The organism is Duodenibacillus massiliensis (genome assembly GCF_900128485.1).
In the GTDB taxonomy this organism is placed as follows: domain Bacteria; phylum Pseudomonadota; class Gammaproteobacteria; order Burkholderiales; family Burkholderiaceae_F; genus Duodenibacillus; species Duodenibacillus massiliensis.
Map to the genome: position 1 here is coordinate 23,939 of NZ_LT635859.1, position 18,876 is coordinate 42,814.

Here is an 18,876-nt window from a genome sequence, read left to right on the forward strand (position 1 = left end):
TCGCGGTCCATGTACCAGTCCGTGTCTCCCAACTGATGACTTCTCTCCCAAAGAGCCTTCTTACGGTACGTTCCCGTTTCGGGATCGTGCTGACTCGGGCGCAGTTTTGCGGGGACTGACTTTCACCACACAACAGCCGGCGCTTTCAGCCTTACTTGTCATCCGGGTTATCAATCCTGCAATACCGCTTTTGCCCAAACTCTTGCCGTATCCGGCTCTCTGAAATGCTTTGTATGAGTTCTTCTCCACAATGACGATGCCGGCCCTGCCGAACACCTGGTTAATCACTTCGCCGTGCAGGCAGCGGCGGGTTTGCGCCTGGCGGCGGTACAGATCCGCAAGTTTTGCCTTTGTTGCCTTATAGGTCTTGGATTCCTTCCAGACAATCTTTTTTCCGGCGGCTTTAACGGTGTCGTCCGCGTTGTAGCACTCCCGATTCGTGTCTCTGCGGGAGCGGTCCATGGCACGTAAAAGACGCGCAATCTCCTTTTCCTGAGAGACAGTGCCCGCGCTCACCAAAATCTTCTGCTGCCACTCGGAGCTGTAAAAAGTCATGATCCTCGGGCCCGGGTCAACAGCCACCTTGAGATCCTTGGGAGCATAAACGTGCTTGACGGGCGGTACGCCTTCGACAATGAGCTGAACAAAGTAGCGCATACGGCCGCGGATCATCCGCCAGAGAAGACGGCAGTATTTGACACGCTTAAAGCCGGACGGATCTGTTGCTGAAAGAAGCGCTTCAGCCTTTATCACCAGATCCAGTACCTCGAGCGTCCACGTCTTAGCCTTCCAAAGCAACCCTGTTTTGTTTGATTTTCCCTCAACGCTGTGCAAGCCCCGTTTAGCACTCTTAAACCGCGGCTGACCTCCCTGATGAAGCAGCCAGCGCTCAATGCCCTGCCAGACACGTGTGGCAATTTTCTGCGCTTCGTTGATGCCGATGCGCTTTGTAAAGCCGCCCTTGGCACGGTGCTCTTTCACGACATCATGCAGGGCATGCTCGGAAAGGCGGGCGGACTTTCTGAATTTCCTTAAACCGCTTGTTACGGTCTTTGCCCTTGGGCATCGCGGCCATGAGCTTTCATGCTTCAGTGCTTTTCATGGCGCGCACGCGTTTCGTTGCTGTTCCAAGAACAGCATTGAAGCGCTGGCGTGCATCGGAGAAGTAGGTCTCCAGCGCACTTTCCTGATCCTCTCCGGTTTTCAGGTCCAGCTCGATGACAAAGGACGGGGTGCGCGATTTCATTGCGGCTGAATATACCTTAAGCGAAAACTATGTGCATGGTTTGGCTGCGTTTGGGCCAAGATTAAAAAAATTTCGAAAGCCCGCATTCCTCCCGGGACTCAAGCCCCGGACTTCCTGCGGGAAATTCTGTGACCGGAGTAGCAACCGCCATTGTCCTCCCGTTTTGCATTCCTCTTGAGAACAGCCTCAAGTGCCCCTATATATTTTAAGATGCGCCGCACAACCGCTCCGGGGCACAATCCGGGCGACAACAAGGAAAACAACGAATGGCCGACGACAAACTCGTAAAACTTCTTTTTCTCGACAAGAACTGCCACGCCGAGGTTCTGCATTTGGGTGAATGCTGGCAGAACATCATCCGCAATCAGCACCTGCCGGTGCCGGTTGCGCATATGCTCGGGGAACTCACCTGTGCAGCCCTTATGCTTGCCGTCAACCTTAAGTTCAAGGGGTCCGTCATACTGCAGATCCAGGGGGACGGCCCGGTGCGGCTTGCGCTCGTTGAAGTCCGTGATGGGCTCACGGTGCGCGCGACCGCCCAGATGAACGTGAAGGCCGAGGAAGTGCCTGAAAACGCGACCTTTAAGGACCTTGTGAACGCTCACGGTAACGGCCGCTGCGCGATGATTCTCGATGCCGCTGACCGTGCGGCGGGCGAGCAGCCCTACCAGAGCGTGGTGCCGCTTACGGGTGAAACCGTTGCGAAGACGCTGGAGAGCTTTCTCACGCAGTCCGATCAGTTAAGCACGCGCCTGTGGCTTGCCGCGGGCGAAACCAGTGCCGGCGGCATTCTCCTGCAGCATGTTGCCAACACCGGCGGCAAGGGCGGCGACAGCGAAAAAACGCCCGAAGAGACACTTGCTGAAATCACGGTTTACGCCGATACCGTAACGCGCGAAGAGCTTCTTAACGACGATGCGATGACGCTCGCGCGCCACCTCTTCTGGGAATTAAATCCCACGGTCTCCAAGGAACTTAAACCGAAGTTTCAGTGCCGCTGCTCGATGGCCGGCATCCGCAGCATCGTCAAAAGCCTCGGTAAAGACGAAGCCGAAAGCATCATCAAAGAGCGCGGCACGATTGAAGTCACGTGCTCCTTCTGCGGCGCAAAGTACGTGATGGACGCGATCGACGTTGAAGCGCTCTTTCATCCGCAGACCGTGACCCCGCCCACCACGAGTCAGCCTCAGTAATTTCAAGCGCAATTTAAAAGCGCCGGAAAGCCAACAAATCTTCCGGCGCTTTTCTTTTGGAGTAACAGCCGGGGTGATTCAGAGAACCCCGGCATTACGCTGTTACACCCACCCCTTCTGACGGAATTCGCGCAGCTTCTTCACAAAGTACGCGGTCTCAGCGGGGGTGCCCAGCGAGACGCGGCACCACTCCACGGCCGGCGGGAAAGGACGGCCCACCAAAATGTGCTCAGCCTTCATGCGTTCGGCAAAGGGCTTTAAGGGGGCCTTCAAGTTCATAAAGACAAAGTTTGTCTGGCTCTTAAGGTATTCAATCCCGAGCTCGTCCAGCGCTTTGCACAGAAGCTTGCGGGCCTTTGCGTTTTCGCTGCGGCTGAAGTCAATGAACGCTTTGTCGGTGATTTCAGCAAGACCTGCCTCAATCGAGCAGATATTCATCATGACGTCGTAGGCGACATGACGGCGGATCTGGTTGATGGTCTTGGGGTGCGCAAAGGCAAACCCGAGACGCATGCCGGCCATGGCAAAGATCTTGGAGAAGGTCTTTAAGACCACGAGGTTTTCATACCCTTCCTTTACGAGCGTCGTCGCGGACACGAATTTCGGGTCGTCCACAAACTCCGTGTAGGCCTCGTCGATCACAAAGAAGGTCTTCGCGGGCTTACTGCGGATCCAGTCAAGAAGCGCCTTGCTGTCGGCAAGCGTCGACGTGGGATTATTGGGGTTCACAAAGTAGACGATCGAGTGGCCCTTATGTGCCGCTACCGCGCTTTTCATCGCGGGAATATCGATCGACCAGTTCTTGCCCATCGCAACGGTCGTCACCTTCATATTGTTCTTGCGGGCCGTGTCGGCGCCGTCACTGTAAGTGAGTTCCGGCACCACGACCTGCACATCAGGCGTGTTGTAGGCTTCAATGGAAGCGCGGATTGCTTCAGCTGAGCCGTGCGAAGGCATGATGTTGGCAGGCTTTGCGCCCATGTAGTCGGCAATCGCCTTTCTCAACACTTCCGTTCTTAAAAACGGATAGCGAGAGCCCTGCACCGTGGCGTGCGCGGCGGCCTTACGGGCAGCGGCACTCATCCCCAGGGGATTTTCGTTAAAGCACAGCAAAAGGGGGTTTTTCGCGGTCGGCGCCTTAAAGGCAGGTACGGCGGGTGCGGCTTCGGCGGCCGACACGGTTGTTCCCAAAAGTGCAGCTCCGGCGGAAGCTGCGGTCAAAAGCGAGCGGCGGTTAAGAGCCATCTTGTATCTCCCGTTAGTCTCATGAGCCGTCAGTGCGTAACCGACAGCATTATTGCCCGCTCATTTTGCCTTGCAGGACGACTCTTCAGAGCAAAGATCCCCTTCTCTTTCCGCTTAATTTCAACTTTCTTGAGCCGATACGGCACCATTTAGGCACAAACACCAAAAGCGAAAAACCCGCCGATACGGATATCGGCGGGCCNACGCCTTCGACAATGAGCTGAACAAAGTAGCGTATACGGCCGCGGATCATCCGCCAGACAAGACGGCAGTATTTGACACGCTTAAAGCCGGACGGATCTGTTGCTGAAAGAAGCGCTTCAGCCTTTATCACCAGATCCAGTACCTCGAGCGTCCACGTCTTAGCCTTCCAAAGCAACCCTGTTTTGTTTGATTTTCCCTCAACGCTGTGCAAGCCCCGTTTAGCACTCTTAAACCGCGGCTGACCGCCCTGATGAAGCAGCCGGCGCTCAATGCCCTGCCAGACACGTGTGGCAATTATCTGCGCTTCGTTGATGCCGATGCGCTTTGTAAAGCCGCCCTTGGCACGGTGCTCTTTCACGACATCATGCAGGGCATACTCGGAAAGGCAGGCGGATTTCTGAATTTCCTTAAACCGCTTGTTGCGGTCTTTGCCCTTGGGCATCGCGGCCGTGAGCTTTCATGCTTCAGTGCTTTTCATGGCGCGCACGCGTTTCTTTGCCGTTCCGAGAACAGCATTGAAGAGCTGGCGTGCATCGGAGAAGTAGGTCTCCAGTGCACTTTCCTGATCCTCTCCGATGTTCAGGCCCAGCTCGATGACAAAGGACGGTGTGCGCGATTTCATAGCGGCTGAATATGCCTTAAGCGAAAACTATGTGCATGGTTTGGCTGCGTTTGGGCCAAGATTAAAAAAATCGAAAGCCCGCATTCCTCCCGGGGCTCAAACCCCGGGCTTCCTGCGGGAAATTCTGTGAATGGACACAACCTTGTGGCCGAAGGGCTTAAAGGCCTTCTGCACGCGGGCTTCGTAGTCGCCGTAGGTACCCGCGACCATCGCGTACGGGATGAAAAGCAGATCGGGTTTCTTACTCTGGAAAAGAAGTTCGTACTGGTCACCCGCAAAATCGAGGTAGCCCGACTTGTGGTAGCGCGAGCTTGACTGGATGAGCACGCGGCGCTTGCTGCTCACAGGCATCGGTTGTAAAGGCGTCTTTTGTTTGGCGGCGGCTTCTAAAGCCGGCACCGTCAGCGCAGCGGCGCCCAGTGCGGCAGCGATCATCGAACGACGGGAAAGTTCCATGGTTAACCTCGGTTTGCCGCATTGTCCGCGGTGGGAATACCGCGGATGGCTTCGGTTAAGAGCCTTCCTTTTGTGTCGGCCCACACAAAAGATGCCGTTGAGCTTACCAAAGAAGTAAGCGATTTATCCTAGGCTTAAATAATTAGTTTCAGTCTTTACAGACAAAAAAAATCCCCGGCAGAAATCTCTTTCCACCGGAGACTCGATTGCCCGAATCCGAAACGGATTATTCGGCAGCCTTCGCGTCCTTGCGGACGAGACGTTCGCGGATGCGAGCGGCCTTGCCGGAACGGTCGCGCAGGTAGTAGAGCTTGGCGCGGCGCACGGCACCGTGGCGCTTCACTTCGATCGAGGCGATCGTGGGCGAATAAAGCTGGAACGTACGTTCAACGCCTTCGCCGGAAGAGATCTTGCGAACGATGAAGGACGAATTGAGACCGCGGTTGCGGCGGGCGATCACAACACCTTCAAACGCCTGAGTGCGCTTGTGGTTGCCTTCGATCACGTTGACGAGAACGCTGACAGTGTCGCCGGCCTGGAAGTCCGGGTAGGTCTTACCCTTGCTGACGCGTTCGATTTCTTCTTGTTCCAGTTTGTCGATGAGATTCATCTTTAACTCCGTTACCATCATTCGGCGGCTCATGAAATTGTCGTTTCTGACAGACCGTCCAGAGGATGGGGTTTCATGTTCCGGGAAGGGTTTGACGCCCGCCCCGGGCTTTAAGAATTTTTCCGCGGATTAATTTTTCCGCAGAAACGCTTCATCTTCAGACGACAAGCGTCCGAGTGAACGCGCGATTTTAATCAAATCCGGACGCTTTTGTCCAGTGATTTTCAAAGATTTTTCACGCGTCCAGCGCGCGATGTTGGCGTGATGGCCGGTGAGGAGCACCTCGGGCACCCCCTTGCCCCGCCAAACCTCGGGCCGCGTGTAGTGCGGTGCGTCAAGTAGCCCCGTCGAAAACGATTCGTCAGAAGCCGAAAGCTCCTTAATGGCCCCCGGCAACTGCCTTACCACCGCGTCAATCAGCGCACAGGCTGCAAGTTCTGCGCCTGACAGCACAAAGTCTCCGAGGCTGACGGTGTGGTCAACATAGGTCTCAAGAAAGCGCTCGTCAATGCCCTCATAGCGCCCGCACACCAGCACCATCTGCCCCGCGGGCTGCGAGGAGAAACTGCGGACATAAGCGTCGGTAAGACGCTCGCCTGTGGGCGAAAACGCAATCACGGGGCCGCTGTTGCCGGACGCGCGGACATATTCCAGTGTTTTTGCAAGAGGCTCAGCCATCATCACCATGCCGGGGCCGCCCCCGAAGGGCCGGTCATCGACCGTCCTGTGAACGTCCTCGGTGACGTCTCTGGGGTTCCAGAAGTGAATGTTCCAAAGGCCCCGCTTCATCGCGCGGGCACTGATCCCGTAGTCGGTGATCGAGGCAAAGATCTCGGGAAAAAGCGTAATAACGTCAATACGCATGGCGGTTAATCCCAGTCGGCGTGCCAGTCAACGTGCACCACGCCCGCTTCCGTATCGATTTTTTCCACGTAGGCGGGCACAAGGGGTATGAGGCGCATGCGCTTTTTGCCCTCTGCAGTAAATTCGATCTTCAACACCTGCTGACCGCCGTTATCCACCACGCTTTCCACGGTTCCGAGGTTCTCCCCTTCCCGGTTAACGACACTCGAACCTTCAATATCGGTCACCCAGTGTTCACCCTCTTCGAGTTCCGGAAAGTGCTCGCGCGGCACGGCAATGCGGCCCTTCATGCGGTCGGCGTCCTCTTTGCTCGTGCTCTCTTCAAAGCGCACGAGCAAAACGTCACCGTGCGCCTTCATCTCAACCGGTGTGAGGGGCTTCACATTGCCCCGGAGATCCTGCAGCCACCAGTCGTCCGTTTCCATGAGCGCCTCCCCCGTTCCCAGGGGCACCACGCGCACCCAGCCTCTGACGCCGTAAGCGCCTGCGGTACGGGCTACCGGCACCAGGTCTTCAGGCGGCGTCAGTGTTTCGTGAGTTGATGCGGTCATGGCACGTGTTCCTAAAAAATGACGGGCAAAAGAAAAGCGGCCTTGGCGTCCTTACTGGAAGGCGCAAAGACCGCTATCCGGTTTATCGGTTCATTGAGGGTTTTGTTTAACTATCCGCACCGAAGGTAGATACCGGACTCATCTCAAAAGAGGAAAGTCGGCTGTCGCATTCGAGTGTGCTTTGACACGGGAGGCACGGCGAGGCAGTCGGCATGGTCCGCGGTCGGAGCGGCGTTAATTAAAACGCAAACCCTTCTTGCCGAAAAACTTATTCAGCAGCAGCCGGAGCAGCGGCGGCAGCCTTCTTGGCCGTCTTGATGATACGGGCCACGGTATCGCTCATAGTGGCGCCCTTTTCAACCCAGTAGTTCAGGCGGTCTTCCTGATAGGTCAGACGCTGCGGACCTTCGGCGATCATCGGGTTGTAAAAGCCGATGCGTTCGTTGAAACGGCCGTCGCGGCGGTGACGGGATTCGGTCACAACGATGTTGAAGAACGGACGCTTCTTGGCGCCGGAGCGGGAGAGACGAATAACAACCATTTTTTCCTCTTTTGCTTGAAATGACGCCCGTACCAGGCGTCGGGAATATGTTTTTTCTGAAGCGGGAACACACGCCCGAGATCAGAAAACGTGTGATTTTACACGCCGAAAGCACTAAAAATCAAGCCTCTGCAAAGCGGCGAAATCCTGAGCCCCCCGCACCGGCGTTTCGGCGGCGGTACCGCGGCCGATCTGAGGCTTCAAGGCAACGATTCCGTGTTCCTCTTTCCTTTTCCGCGGCTTCCGCAATACAAATAAATAATAAAATATTATCAAATAAATGGATTTTCTAGCTCTAACAATAATATGTTGTCAATTAAAGCCAAAACGCCGCCCGACGTTGCGAGCGAACTTGCCGGGCGCGTTAAGGCCAGACGCCTGGAACTTAACCTCACACAGGCAGCCTTTGCCGCGAAGGCGGGACTGAAGCTCCCCACGTACCGGCTGTTTGAACGGACAGGTCAGATTTCGCTGCGCGGGCTTTTGCAGTGCGGCTTTGCGCTGGACATGCTTGCGGACTTCGATGCCGTCTTTGCCCAAAGAAAATTCCGTACGATGGAAGAATATCTGGCAGCAGAAAAACCGCCGCGCAAAAGAGCGTCCTCCCGCAGCAAATGACTGCTGTAGTGTCTTCGAAGAACATCTCATCACAGCCTGCCGGAACAATTCGCTGTCCTGACGAACAAAAACAAAGTTCCGGAAGCGATAAGCCCGGTGCGCTAACACCGGGCCCGTCCTTCACGAGGCGCTTAAGATGCCGCACCATCTGTCCTCGGCGCCGACAGCAACGGGACAGCTCTTCCTCTCGCCCCTTCTTTTGGCATTTATCTGACAAAAGTCAAACAGCCGCTTCGCGTTTTTGCAGGAATTGATCCTCAGGGCAAATCCAACAACAAAGCCCGCCCGCAAAGCATCAGCAATCCGTCAGCACCAAAATATCGCGGTTTTAAGCGGTCTCCGCCACAAGAAGCAGAAGATCAATCATTGAGTTTTTCCGTTTGAGCAGTCGCTTCTCTCACACCACAATGCGGTTCATAACGATCCGTTTTGCGAAAAGCGTCATGAGTACCGTTTTACAAAACCGCCATCCGTGCGAAAAAGCCCGTCAGATTCCTGTCATTGAGCTTGATGCGCCCCTGCACCTGGCGCCCGCGCTCTTTGACTACTTTGCAGGTAAGACGCGCGCGGCTTTTGTGACGACCGGGTCCGGCGCGGCACTCCCCAAAGCCCGAGGGCATTTCGTGAGTCCGTGCGCCACCGTCAAAAGCGCTCTGTGGTGTCTGGAAACCGTGCTTTCCGGCGAAGCCGATGTCCGGTGCCTCTTTGTTGCCGTCACGGACGAAACGGACGCTGACCTCTACCGGCTTTTTGCGGTACTCGGCAACCTTGCTCAACGCCGCTTAATTCCGGTCGTTCTTTTAAGAGCGCCGTCAGCGGCGGCACTTCCCTCGCCCGCCTCCCGACGCTTTGCCGTAACAAGCCGGCCGGGACTTTTCTCAGAAACCGTCTTCATCGCGGAAACAGTGCTCGGGCAGCCGCAATACGCTGATCTCCCGTTACTTGCGGCGCCCGGGCGACTGGCCGCTTATGCAGAATCGGCCGGCCGTTATCTGCACGCGATCACAGAGCGCATGAAGCGGGCAAAAACAGCTCAGAGCCGCCGCACGGTCCCCGCCTGAGACACTGCCTTAGGCGCTGGCGGTAAGCCAGAAGCGTCCCGCGATATAGTCGCCCACGGCGGGACGCTCACCCAAGAGCTTTCTGGAAATCAAAAGATGCACTTCAAAGGGTGCAGCCCCTTCGGCGCGGATACATTCCGCCTGCACGGCAAAGCAGCGCTGCCCGCAGTAGTCACTGTTAAAGACCTTCTTGACAAGCACCCGTCCGTCGTAATAGGCCGGATAGTCCGTAGGAACGAGAAACACGGCGTCCCCCATTGCTAGACCCGTCGCCTTATTCTCTCCGTCCGTAAACTTCGTGCCGGCAGGGATGATTTCTGCCGTAAGTGCCACCGCGGAAAAAACGACCGGCACATCTTTGCCGAGCTGATCCTCGGGAAGCCGTGCTTCCATCACGGGAGCCATGGCGGTGACGGCCCTCTCAGGCGCCACCATAAAGGCCACATCCCCGCACGGGCGCTTTTCCCAGGGACGTGCCGCAACGTAGCGGACCGTGCGCTCGATCCCGGGCATCAGGGGCACAGGCTCATGCACGCCGAACTGATTGCCTTCTTCGAGCTGAAAGCGCATCATCAGCACGGGGTTCTTCGGGGGCATCTGCGTACAGCACACCGGGTGCGGCACACCGGCCTTGGTGCGCTCGGCAAGCATGCGCCCCACCTCAAGCATTTCCTTTTCATTGGCCTTTGCCAGGCCCCCCATAAAGCGGCCGAGCTCTTCTTTACTCTGAAAGCCGATTGCTTCCCAGACTTCCCAGAGATTCTCATCGCTTTTTTCCGGGAAAAGATCCGTTTCCCCGAAGGGTTCGGGGCGGTTTGATAAAAACTGAAACTCTTCGTTTGCTGCGTCTGCCATTTTTTCTTCCTAAAAAAGCGATCCTGTTGTGCCCACCGGCGGGGTCTTTGTGCCTTCAGTCTGTCCCAAAAGGCGCCTTAAGTCATCTTCATCAATCACAAGAACGCCTAGCGCGCGGGCCTTTTCAAGTTTGCTTCCGGCCTCAGCACCGGCCACCACGTAGTTGGTCTTTTTGGAAACAGACCCCGAAACCTTGGCGCCCGCGGCAATCAGCATATCCTTGGCTTCATCGCGCGAAAGCGTGGGGAGCGTCCCCGTGAGAACAAAGGTTTTACCGGCCACTTCCGACGTTTTGGCTTCGGAAGCCGCAATCACGGGCCAGGTGATGCCTTCATTGACGAGTTCCTTAATGACCTTACGGTTGTGTTCCTCGGCAAAAAACGCCGTCACCGACTCGGCAATCACTTCGCCCACGTCGCTTACTTCCATGAGGGCCTCACAATCGGCCTTCATTAAAGCGTCAAGCGTTTTAAAGTGCGCCGCAAGGTCCAGGGCGGTGGATTCCCCGACGTGGCGGATGCCGAGCGCAAAGATAAAGCGCCCGAAGGTAGTGCTGCGGCTCTTTGCAATCGACGTTACAAGGTTTGAGGCACTTTTTGTGCCCATGCGGTCCAGAGCCGCAAGGTCTTCGATCTCGAGACGGTAAAGATCCGTGGGCGTTTTTACCAACCCCTTGTCAACAAGGACGTCCACCATCTTTTCCCCGAGCCCGTCGATGCCCATCGCGCGGCGCGAGGCGTAGTGCACAAGGGACAACTTCATCTGCGCGGGGCACACGAGTCCCCCGGTGCAGCGGCTGTCTTTTTCTTCTTCGTCACGCACGACAGCGCTGCCGCAGACCGGGCACACCGCGGGCATCACAAAAGGCCGTGCGTCCTCAGGGCGCTTTTCGGGGAGCACCCGAACGATTTCAGGAATCACATCTCCGGCACGGCGCACAACGACGGTGTCTCCGATCATGAGGCCGAGCTCGGCAATATGGTCGGCGTTGTGAAGCGTTGAATTAGTGACGGTTGCGCCCCCCACAAAGACGGGCGTGAGACGCGCGACCGGCGTCATGCGGCCCGTGCGGCCCACCTGCACGTCAATGGCCTTGACGACACTCAAAGCTTCCTGCGGCGGATACTTGTGCGCGCAGGCCCAGCGCGGTTCCCGCGCCACAAACCCCAGGCGCTTTTGCTCGTCAAAGGAATTCACCTTGTAGACAACGCCGTCAATTTCAAAGGGAAGTGTCTCCCGGATCTGGGCCACGTGATCATGAAATTCGGCGAGCGGCGCAGGGCCCTCAACGACACGGCGTTCAGAGGCCACCGGAAAACCCGCGGCCTTCAGTTTGTCAAGGAGCTCAGACTGCGACTTGACCCAGGAGGCGTCTGAAATCTCGCCCACGCTGTAGGCGTAAAAGTGCAGCGGCCTTTCCGCCGTAATGCGGCTGTCAAGCTGCCTTAAAGCACCTGCCGCGGCATTGCGGGGATTCACAAAGAGCTTCTGGCCCGCGGCCTTTTGCCGGTCATTCAACTTTTCAAAGTCCGCCTTGTGCATGATCACTTCGCCGCGCACTTCGATCACTTCAGGGACGGCCTTGGCGTCCACCACCAGAGGAATCGAGCGGATCGTGCGGACGTTCGCGGTAACGTCTTCGCCGACGGTACCGTCACCGCGCGTGGCGGCAGAGGTGAGACGGCCGTTCACGTAATGCAGATTGACCGCAAGGCCGTCAAACTTGAGTTCACAGTCGTACTGAACGGGACGGTCGGCGTCGGTGAGATCAAGCTCCTTTCTCACGCGCCCGTCAAAGGCAAAGGCCCCCTGGGCGGAGAAGTCCGTTTCCGTGTGAATGGAGAGCATCGGCACACGGTGCGTGATTTTGGCGAGGTCACTGCGCACTTCGCCCCCCACACGCTGTGTGGGCGAATGCGGCGTCTTTAAGGACGGATACTCGCTTTCGAGCTTTTCAAGCTCCTGAAAGGCGGCATCGTACACGGAGTCCGGTACCGACGGATTGTCGTTGACGTAGTACTCAATGTTCCAGCGGTTGAGCTTTTCGGCAAGTTCCGCCGCACGGCGCGCGGCGTCTTCGGGCACCGTCACGACTTTGGCAGAATCAAACAAATCATCTTGCTGCATGGTTTATCTCAGAAAAAAGCGCGCGGGTTTACACGGCCGCGCGCTTTTTAATGTTCTTAACGGACGGACTCAGACAACCGAGAAAATGCGGCGCGCACGGGCGCTGCCGGCAGCGGCACCCGCAGCCTGCATTTCGCGGTAGCGCTCAGCAAGCTGACGCGCGACACCCGCGGCAGCACGGCTTCCCATGGGAGCGCCGAGCTGGTCGGTCAATTCGAGATCCAAGCGCGCCGCAAGGTCGTTGGCGACACTGAAAATCTGCGCCAAGGGGTCGGAGGCCGGCACCGAGAGCGCAATGTTTAACGCAAGTCCTAGTTCGTTTTTAAATTCGGGCATGCGTCCGAGCACGATCAGGGGTTCGGTCTGCGTGCCCTCACGCTTTTCATAGTGCCCCTCGGTGTAGGAAAAACCGCAGGCCACGGCCGCCTGATTCAGCGCCGAATCATCGATGTCACGGCACCCCACGAGCTTAAAGGTGAGGTACTGCGAGAAGCGCTCCACGATGCGGCGCACTTTTTCGCTTTTTGCAAGAATCGTCTCGCCGTCGGGAACTTCGGCTTCGGCCGGAAGGTCAATCGCCAGGCGCTCAGCCAGCGAAATAAAGCGGGAGGCCGACATGCTGTCAAGGCCTTTCAGGCTGTCCGCGGTCTGCACCGAGAGGTAAATCTGAGAGCACGTGCGGCAGCCGGCAGGCAAAGACGCCGACCAAAGCCCCGTATCGGCATTGAAGAAGCTGAGGTTTAAGGGGAAGGGCATCTCGGTGTCCCTCACCGCGGCCTCACACATCGCAATCGCTTCGGGCGTAAAGTATTCGCCCGCTTCCGGCGTAAAGTGCGCGACCGCCTCAACCCCTTCGTCGATCTCGGCGAGGCGGTGTCCGGCCGGACGCACGTAACGCGGCACTTCAACCGAAGTCTGCGAGAAATTCAGTTCCTTTTGTTCGGGCTCACGGGGCGCTGGCTTTTCTTCCGGGGCTTGCGCAGATTCAGACTCCGCAGCGGCCGAAGCCTTCACTTCCGGCATGATCTGGTCTGCGGCCGAGAGCATCGGCGCCTCTTCTTCGTCGGCGGCGAGTTTGTCCTTGAGTTTTTCCTGATCGGGATCGACCTCGCCCTTTAAGGGGTCGTTTTTCCCCTTCTGATTGCGCAGTTCGTCAAGGATTTTGCGGTCTTCCTTATCGGTTTTGACGTTTTTCTGACGGTAAAACCAATAAGCCCCGCCGCCGATCACGGCAACAGCAAGCGCAATGTGCCACGGCTCGATTTGAAACGACATGAACGTATACCCTGTGTTCTTTCTGTGCTCTTTATTTCAGCAGAGGGCTCACTTACACGCGCACTGTGCGCGCAAAAAGATTCCCTTTGTTCCCTTTGCCAAGCAAATCAGACGAATCATAAGAGAAAGGAGCGCGGCGGGAAAGCGGCGGGACGGAAAAACCGAAAAATTTTCTGTGAGGCGAAGAAAACCCACCTTAATGCTGCGCCATGCGGTCGGCTTCGGCAATGTCCACGCTCACCACGCGGGAAACGCCGGGCTCACGCATCGTCACACCCACAAGCTGCCCCATGTATTCCATCGTCACGCGGTGGTGCGTAATCATCATGAACTGGGTGGAGCTGCTCATCGCCACGATCTGACGCGCAAGGCGGTCCTGGTTGGCTTCGTCAAGCGGGGCGTCAACTTCGTCCAAAAGACAGAAGGGAGCCGGATTAAGCCGGAAAATCGCAAACACCAGTGCCGTTGCGGTCATGGCCTGCTCACCGCCCGACAAAAGCATAATCGTCTTATTTTTCTTGCCCGGGGGCTGCGCCATGACTTCCACACCGCACTCAAGGATTTCGTCTCCGGTCATCTCAAGGCGCGCAGTGCCGCCGGAGAAAAGCGCCGTAAACATTTCGGCAAAGTTGGCGTTTACGGCTTCAAAGGTGGATTTGAGAAGCCCGCGGGTTTCGGTGTCGATTTCGCGGATCGTGGCTTCAAGGTTTCTGATCGCTTTTTCAAGGTCCTCCACCTGCCTCGCGGTCTCTTCCATCGCTTTTTTGCTCTGCTCGAGATTTTCGAGCGCCGCGTGGTTTACGGGCCCCAAAGCCGCCATACTTTCCGCGAGCTTCGTGACGCGGGCCTTCATCTGAGAGGCCTTATAGTGCTCGGTCTCGGCTTCGACCGTGAGTTTTTCACGGTCGGAACCGAGTTCGTTAAGGCGCGCGGTGAAAATTTCGGTCTGCGTCAAACCCGCCTGGCGCTTCGTTTTAAGGTCACCGATCACTTCAAGTAGCGGCCCCTGCTCTGCGGTTAACGCGCGGCTGCGTTCGCTTGCTTCAGCGAGCTTTGCTTCGGCAGCGTCTGACGCCGCAAGCGCCTCAGCTTCCGCGGCCTTAAAGCGCTCAAGCTCCTCAATGACGGCCGCAAGCCCCTCACGCTCTGCGGTTTCATCCAGGCCCTCAAACTGCGCGCGCAATTCCTCGATTTCCGCGGCGGTCATTTCGATTTCGCCGTCGGCATCCTGAAGCTGCCGTTCGGCGTCGGTCTGACGGTCTTTGGTGGCCTGCGCCTCAATCTGTGCGCTCTTGGCTTTCGCCTGCACCGCGCGCTGCCGCTCTTGGGTCATCGCCTGCGCTTCTTCGGCTTCTTCAAGGTGCGTCTGCGCGTCCCCGGCCTTTTGCTGCAGTTCCGAAAGTTTGGCGTCCAGGGTCTCAAACCGTCCTTCGGCTTCTTCCTGACGGCGCGCCAGTTCCTCGGCGCGGGCCGTGAGTTCCTTTAAGGTCTCTTCAATCTGTCCCCGGCGGTTTTTCCAGGCCGCCAATTTTTCGCTTTCGCGCGAATAGTCAAGTTCGAGCGCATGCACTTCACTTTCCAGGCGCTCGGCACTTTGCTGCCGCTCGTCCAAATCGCGCCGGTCGGCGTCAAGCGCGGCTTTGGCGCGCGTCATCGCGGCGTCCGCGGCCTCAAACTGTGCCTTAAGTTGCGCGAGGGCTTCCGTTAAGTGCTTGATTTCCGCGATGCGGCTCATCAGGCCCGCGGCCGCATTTTCTTCGGCCCAGAAGCTCACGCTGTCGCGCTCAACGATGTGGCCTTCCGGCGTCACAAAGCGGGCACCGGCAGGCAAATCCGTCCTCACTTTAAGGGCCGCCGCAAGATCGGGAGCTGTGAGGCTCGTCCCAAGCCATAGTGTCAAAAGTGCCGCCACCGCCGGATCGGAGCTTGTGACGAAGTCCGTCAGGGGCTTGGAATCGATCCCTGCCGGGGGCGTCACGGCCTCTGCCTTTTCCGTAAAAAGCGTGTTGTAAAACACGAGCCGCGCGGGCGGCGCGTCAAGCGCAAACCCCGCCACACGCGCGAGGTCGGAAACCCCGATCGCAAGCGACCGCACGCTTAAAACCGCCTCAACGGCCTTAGCCCACTGCGCGTTAACCATCGTGCGCTCAAAAAAGCGCTTCACGGAACTTAACCCCATTTTTTCGAGCCACTCGGGGAGTTTGCCTTCCGCCTGCGCCTTCGCCTGGACGGCTTCCAGGGTCTGAAGCCTTGCTTCACTGCGGCTGACCTCACCCTGCATCCGCGTTTTTTCTTCGCGGGTTTCTTCTAAAACGGCTTCGCTTTCTTCAAGGGACGCCCTCACGTCCTCCATAACCGCCTTTTGTTCGTCAAGCGCCGCACGCTTTTCACTGAGCTTTTCGCCGAGCTCGGCGACCGCGGCTTCGTCGGGAGCGTCCGAGGCTTTCCTTTCCCCCTCCAATTTTTCTTTCTGGCGGTCAAGTTCAATCGCTTCGCGCTGCATCGATTCGATTTCAACGCTCACAACACTGATGCTTTTTTCCGCTTCCTGCGCATCCGCCCGGGTGTCTTCATAGCGTGAGCGCGCTTCCTCGCACTGCGCGGCGCGCTCTTCGACTTCGTCCGTAAGAGCCTCAGCTTCCGCAGCAGCTTCTTCCGCTTGCGCATTTAATTCCTCGATTTTGGCAGAGAGCATCGCAATACGTTCAGCCGCCTCTTTTTTTGCGTCTTTACGGCGCTCAAGTGCGGCCTGCGTCTGAGAGATACGCTCTTCAAGCGTTCGGCGCTGCTCGATGATGTGGCGGACGTTGCCTTCGGCCTCCGTCACGCGGGCATTGGCTTGCCAGGCGGCTTCGCGGGCTTTGTCGGCGGCTTCGCGCTTTTTGCGGGCGGCTTCTCTTAAGCCCGCTTCTTCTGCGACGAGCTTTGCGGCTTCGCCTTTAGCCGAAATCAGGGCATTTTCTTTTTCGGCAATCTGCGCTGAGAGTTTGTCGGTTGAATTCTTGGCGTCACGCTCCTGAAGGAAGTACCACATCTCTTCCGAGCGCGCTCTTTCGTCGTCCAGTTTTTTCCAGGACTGCGCGGTTTCGGCTTCGGCGGTGAGGCGCTCCACCTCCTCGGCTTTATTGGCCTGCAGCATCGCGACCTTTTCAAGGTTGGCGCGTGTGGAATTAAGGCTTGTTTCGGTTTCCCTGCGGCGCTCTTTGTATTTACTCACGCCCGCGGCTTCTTCAAGGTAAACGCGCAGTTCCTCGGGTTTTGCCTTGATGAAGTTACTGATCATCCCCTGGCTGATGATGGCGTAGGACCGCGGCCCCAGGCCCGTGCCCATAAAGATATCCTGAACGTCGCGGCGCCTCACCTGCTGGCCGTTAATAAAGTAGGCGTTTGTGCCGTCACGGGTCACCACGCGCCGCACGGCGATTTCTCCGTAGCGCCCCCAGGCACCCTTCACCGACCCGTCGTTATTGTCGAGAACCATCTCAACGCTTGCGCGGGAGCTCGCTGGTCTCCCCTGAGATCCGGCAAAGATGAGTTCGCTCATCGAACCTTTACCCCGGAGTTCGCTTACGCGCCCCTCGCCCAGGACCCAGCGGATCGCGTCAATGACGTTGGATTTTCCGCAGCCGTTGGGGCCCACGATGCCGCTTACCGCCCCCGGGAATTCAATCACCGTGGTATCGGCAAAACTTTTAAACCCGCTGATTTTGAGCTGACGCAGACGCACGGCAATGGAACCTGACGGTTAAGGAAAAGACGGAAATGAGCGGGACAAACCCCGATCTCGGGCGGTACGTTAACAGATTTCCGGGAGGCTGCCGCGGTTAACGGGCCCTGAACCGGCTTTCGTCTTTACGCAGCAAACGAAAAACCGCCCGGCAGCCGGTCCACAAACAAAGACCGGCCGCACGGGCGGCGTCTGACTTTAAACGCCTGTCAAACTCAGAACTTCCAGGACGTATTGAGCATAAACGCGTGGTTTTCGCTCTTATCCGACCCGTTGAAGCTGTAACTTAACGTGGAAGAGAACATCTCGCCGGTGATAAACCTCAGGCCCGCGGACACGCCGTAGGAGAGATCCCCGATGGTTTCAGGCCGCACATGGTCAGTACTCGTCAACCCCTGCCCCGTCACAACGTTATCGGCTTCCGTGTCCCGGAAGTTGGGCTGCACGTAAACGTCCATCCGCGGGCGGAGGATGCGGCCTTCCTCAAACTTAAAGTCAGCCTTCATCTTTAAGCCCGCGGAGACGCTCCCGATATGCCGGTTGCTTGCTTCCGTATGGAAGGCGTTAAGGCCGTTGAGTTTCGAGGTGTAGCTTCCGGTTCTAAGCCACGTGTACTGCAGTGACGCGTGCGGCGTCACAGAATTTCCCGCAGGAAGCCCGGGGCTTGAGCCCCGGGAGGAATGCGGGCTTTCGAAATTTTTTAATCTTGGCCCAAACGCAGCCAAACCATGCACATAGTTTTCGCTTAAGGTATATTAGGCCGCTATGAAATCGCGCACACCGTCCTTTGTCATCGAGCTGGGCCTGAAAACCGGAGAGGATCAGGAAAGTGCACTGGAGACCTACTTCTCCGATGCACGCCAGCTCTTCAATGCTGTTCTCGGAACGGCAAAGAAACGCGTGCGCGCCATGAAAAGCACTGAAGCATGGAAGCTGACGGCCGCGATGCCCAAGGGCAAAGACCGCAACAAGCGGTTTAAGGAAATTCAGAAGTCCGCCCACCTTTCCGAGTATTCCCTGCATGATGTCGTGAAAGAGCACCGTGCCAAGGGCGGCTTTACAAAGCGCATCGGCATCAACGAAGCGCAGAAAATTGCCACACGTGTCTGGCAGGGCATTGAGCGCTGGCTGCTTCATCAGGGCGGTCAGCCGCGGTTTAAGAGTGCTAAACGGGGCTTGCACAGCGTTGAGGGATAATCAAACAAAACAGGGTTGCGTTGGAAGGCCAAGACGTGGACGCTCGAGGTTCTGGATCTAGTGATAAAGGCTGAAGCGCCGGATGCCTGGCAGAAAGAAGCTCTTCTTTCAGCAACAGATCCGTCCGGTTTTAAGCGTGTCAAATACTGCCGTCTTGTCCGGCGGATGATCCGCGGCCGTATGCGCTACTTTGTTCAGCTCATTGTCGAAGGCGTACCGCCTGTCAAGCACGTTTATGCTCCCAAGGATCTCAAGGTGGCTGTTGACCCGGGCCCGAGGACCATGACTTTTTACAGCCCCGAGTGGCAGCAAAAGATTTTGGTGAGCGTGGGCACTGTCTCTCAGGAAAAGGAGATTGCGCGTCTTTTACGTGCCATGGACCGCTCCCGCAGAGACACGAATTGGGAGTGCTACAACGCGGACGGCACCGTTAAAGTCGCAGGAAAAAAGATTGTCTGGAAGGAATCCAAGACCTATAAGGCAA

General features: G+C 57.2%; 18 protein-coding genes. 4 read left to right on the forward strand and 14 right to left on the reverse strand.

What is annotated here, in order from left to right:
• Positions 1 to 60: 60 nt before the first annotated feature.
• Both BQ7486_RS03125 and BQ7486_RS11880 read right to left on the reverse strand, forming a co-directional pair.
• Complete coding sequence (locus BQ7486_RS03125; RefSeq protein WP_074008941.1) at positions 61 to 981, reverse strand: hypothetical protein; 921 nt, start codon at positions 979 to 981, stop codon at positions 61 to 63.
• A 100-nt stretch (positions 982 to 1,081) separates the two neighbouring features.
• On the reverse strand, positions 1,082 to 1,246 hold the full coding sequence (locus BQ7486_RS11880; RefSeq protein WP_154666304.1) for a hypothetical protein: 165 nt from the start codon (positions 1,244 to 1,246) through the stop codon (positions 1,082 to 1,084).
• 266 nt (positions 1,247 to 1,512) lie between these two features.
• Here BQ7486_RS11880 and hslO point away from each other — a divergent pair, with 266 nt between their 5' ends.
• Positions 1,513 to 2,439: an Hsp33 family molecular chaperone HslO gene (hslO, locus tag BQ7486_RS03130; RefSeq protein ID WP_074008942.1), complete on the forward strand. Its 927-nt coding sequence runs from the start codon at positions 1,513 to 1,515 to the stop codon at positions 2,437 to 2,439.
• Between the two features lie 102 nt (positions 2,440 to 2,541).
• Here the strand turns inward: hslO and BQ7486_RS03135 are convergent, their stop codons facing one another.
• The 7 genes from BQ7486_RS03135 to rpsP form a co-directional block, all read right to left on the reverse strand.
• A complete protein-coding gene (locus BQ7486_RS03135; protein WP_074008943.1) occupies positions 2,542 to 3,684 on the reverse strand; it encodes a pyridoxal phosphate-dependent aminotransferase in 1,143 nt (380 codons plus the stop codon).
• A gap of 661 nt (positions 3,685 to 4,345) precedes the next feature.
• Positions 4,346 to 4,510, reverse strand: coding sequence for a hypothetical protein (locus BQ7486_RS11885; protein WP_154666305.1), 165 nt, complete (start codon positions 4,508 to 4,510; stop codon positions 4,346 to 4,348).
• Between the two features lie 96 nt (positions 4,511 to 4,606).
• The gene (locus BQ7486_RS03145) at positions 4,607 to 4,966 is read right to left on the reverse strand and encodes a Type 1 glutamine amidotransferase-like domain-containing protein (RefSeq protein ID WP_084765621.1); all 360 of its coding nucleotides are present in this window, start codon (positions 4,964 to 4,966) and stop codon (positions 4,607 to 4,609) included.
• Between the two features lie 226 nt (positions 4,967 to 5,192).
• Positions 5,193 to 5,576 (reverse strand): 50S ribosomal protein L19, encoded by a 384-nt coding sequence (rplS, locus tag BQ7486_RS03150; protein ID WP_074009220.1) that lies wholly within the window; start codon positions 5,574 to 5,576, stop codon positions 5,193 to 5,195.
• Between the two features lie 129 nt (positions 5,577 to 5,705).
• A complete protein-coding gene (gene trmD, locus BQ7486_RS03155; protein WP_074008946.1) occupies positions 5,706 to 6,440 on the reverse strand; it encodes a tRNA (guanosine(37)-N1)-methyltransferase TrmD in 735 nt (244 codons plus the stop codon).
• A gap of 5 nt (positions 6,441 to 6,445) precedes the next feature.
• Positions 6,446 to 6,991 (reverse strand): ribosome maturation factor RimM, encoded by a 546-nt coding sequence (gene rimM, locus BQ7486_RS03160; RefSeq protein ID WP_022372863.1) that lies wholly within the window; start codon positions 6,989 to 6,991, stop codon positions 6,446 to 6,448.
• A 268-nt stretch (positions 6,992 to 7,259) separates the two neighbouring features.
• Positions 7,260 to 7,532 (reverse strand): 30S ribosomal protein S16, encoded by a 273-nt coding sequence (gene rpsP, locus BQ7486_RS03165; RefSeq protein ID WP_074008947.1) that lies wholly within the window; start codon positions 7,530 to 7,532, stop codon positions 7,260 to 7,262.
• A gap of 306 nt (positions 7,533 to 7,838) precedes the next feature.
• Here rpsP and BQ7486_RS03170 point away from each other — a divergent pair, with 306 nt between their 5' ends.
• Positions 7,839 to 8,150 carry a helix-turn-helix domain-containing protein gene (locus BQ7486_RS03170; RefSeq protein ID WP_074008948.1) on the forward strand — a complete coding sequence of 104 codons (312 nt, stop codon included), beginning with the start codon at positions 7,839 to 7,841 and terminating at the stop codon, positions 8,148 to 8,150.
• Positions 8,151 to 8,593: 443 nt separating this feature from the next.
• A complete protein-coding gene (locus tag BQ7486_RS03175) occupies positions 8,594 to 9,211 on the forward strand; it encodes a hypothetical protein (protein ID WP_143183021.1) in 618 nt (205 codons plus the stop codon).
• A 9-nt stretch (positions 9,212 to 9,220) separates the two neighbouring features.
• Here BQ7486_RS03175 and BQ7486_RS03180 read toward each other — a convergent pair whose 3' ends face one another.
• The 5 genes from BQ7486_RS03180 to BQ7486_RS03200 form a co-directional block, all read right to left on the reverse strand.
• Positions 9,221 to 10,066, reverse strand: coding sequence for a hypothetical protein (locus BQ7486_RS03180; protein WP_022372858.1), 846 nt, complete (start codon positions 10,064 to 10,066; stop codon positions 9,221 to 9,223).
• Between the two features lie 9 nt (positions 10,067 to 10,075).
• Entirely contained in the window at positions 10,076 to 12,193 is a 2,118-nt protein-coding gene (gene ligA / locus BQ7486_RS03185) for an NAD-dependent DNA ligase LigA (protein ID WP_074008950.1), read from the reverse strand.
• A gap of 69 nt (positions 12,194 to 12,262) precedes the next feature.
• Complete coding sequence (locus BQ7486_RS03190) at positions 12,263 to 13,468, reverse strand: hypothetical protein (protein ID WP_074008951.1); 1,206 nt, start codon at positions 13,466 to 13,468, stop codon at positions 12,263 to 12,265.
• A gap of 196 nt (positions 13,469 to 13,664) precedes the next feature.
• Positions 13,665 to 17,195 carry a chromosome segregation protein SMC gene (gene smc, locus BQ7486_RS03195; RefSeq protein WP_074008952.1) on the reverse strand — a complete coding sequence of 1,177 codons (3,531 nt, stop codon included), beginning with the start codon at positions 17,193 to 17,195 and terminating at the stop codon, positions 13,665 to 13,667.
• A gap of 215 nt (positions 17,196 to 17,410) precedes the next feature.
• On the reverse strand, positions 17,411 to 17,833 hold the full coding sequence (locus BQ7486_RS03200) for an autotransporter domain-containing protein (RefSeq protein ID WP_074008953.1): 423 nt from the start codon (positions 17,831 to 17,833) through the stop codon (positions 17,411 to 17,413).
• 127 nt (positions 17,834 to 17,960) lie between these two features.
• Between BQ7486_RS03200 and BQ7486_RS03205 the strand changes: the two genes are divergently transcribed.
• Positions 17,961 to 18,392, forward strand: a complete 432-nt coding sequence (locus tag BQ7486_RS03205) for a hypothetical protein (RefSeq protein ID WP_074008954.1) — start codon at positions 17,961 to 17,963, stop codon at positions 18,390 to 18,392.
• The last annotated feature ends 484 nt before the right edge of the window (positions 18,393 to 18,876 follow it).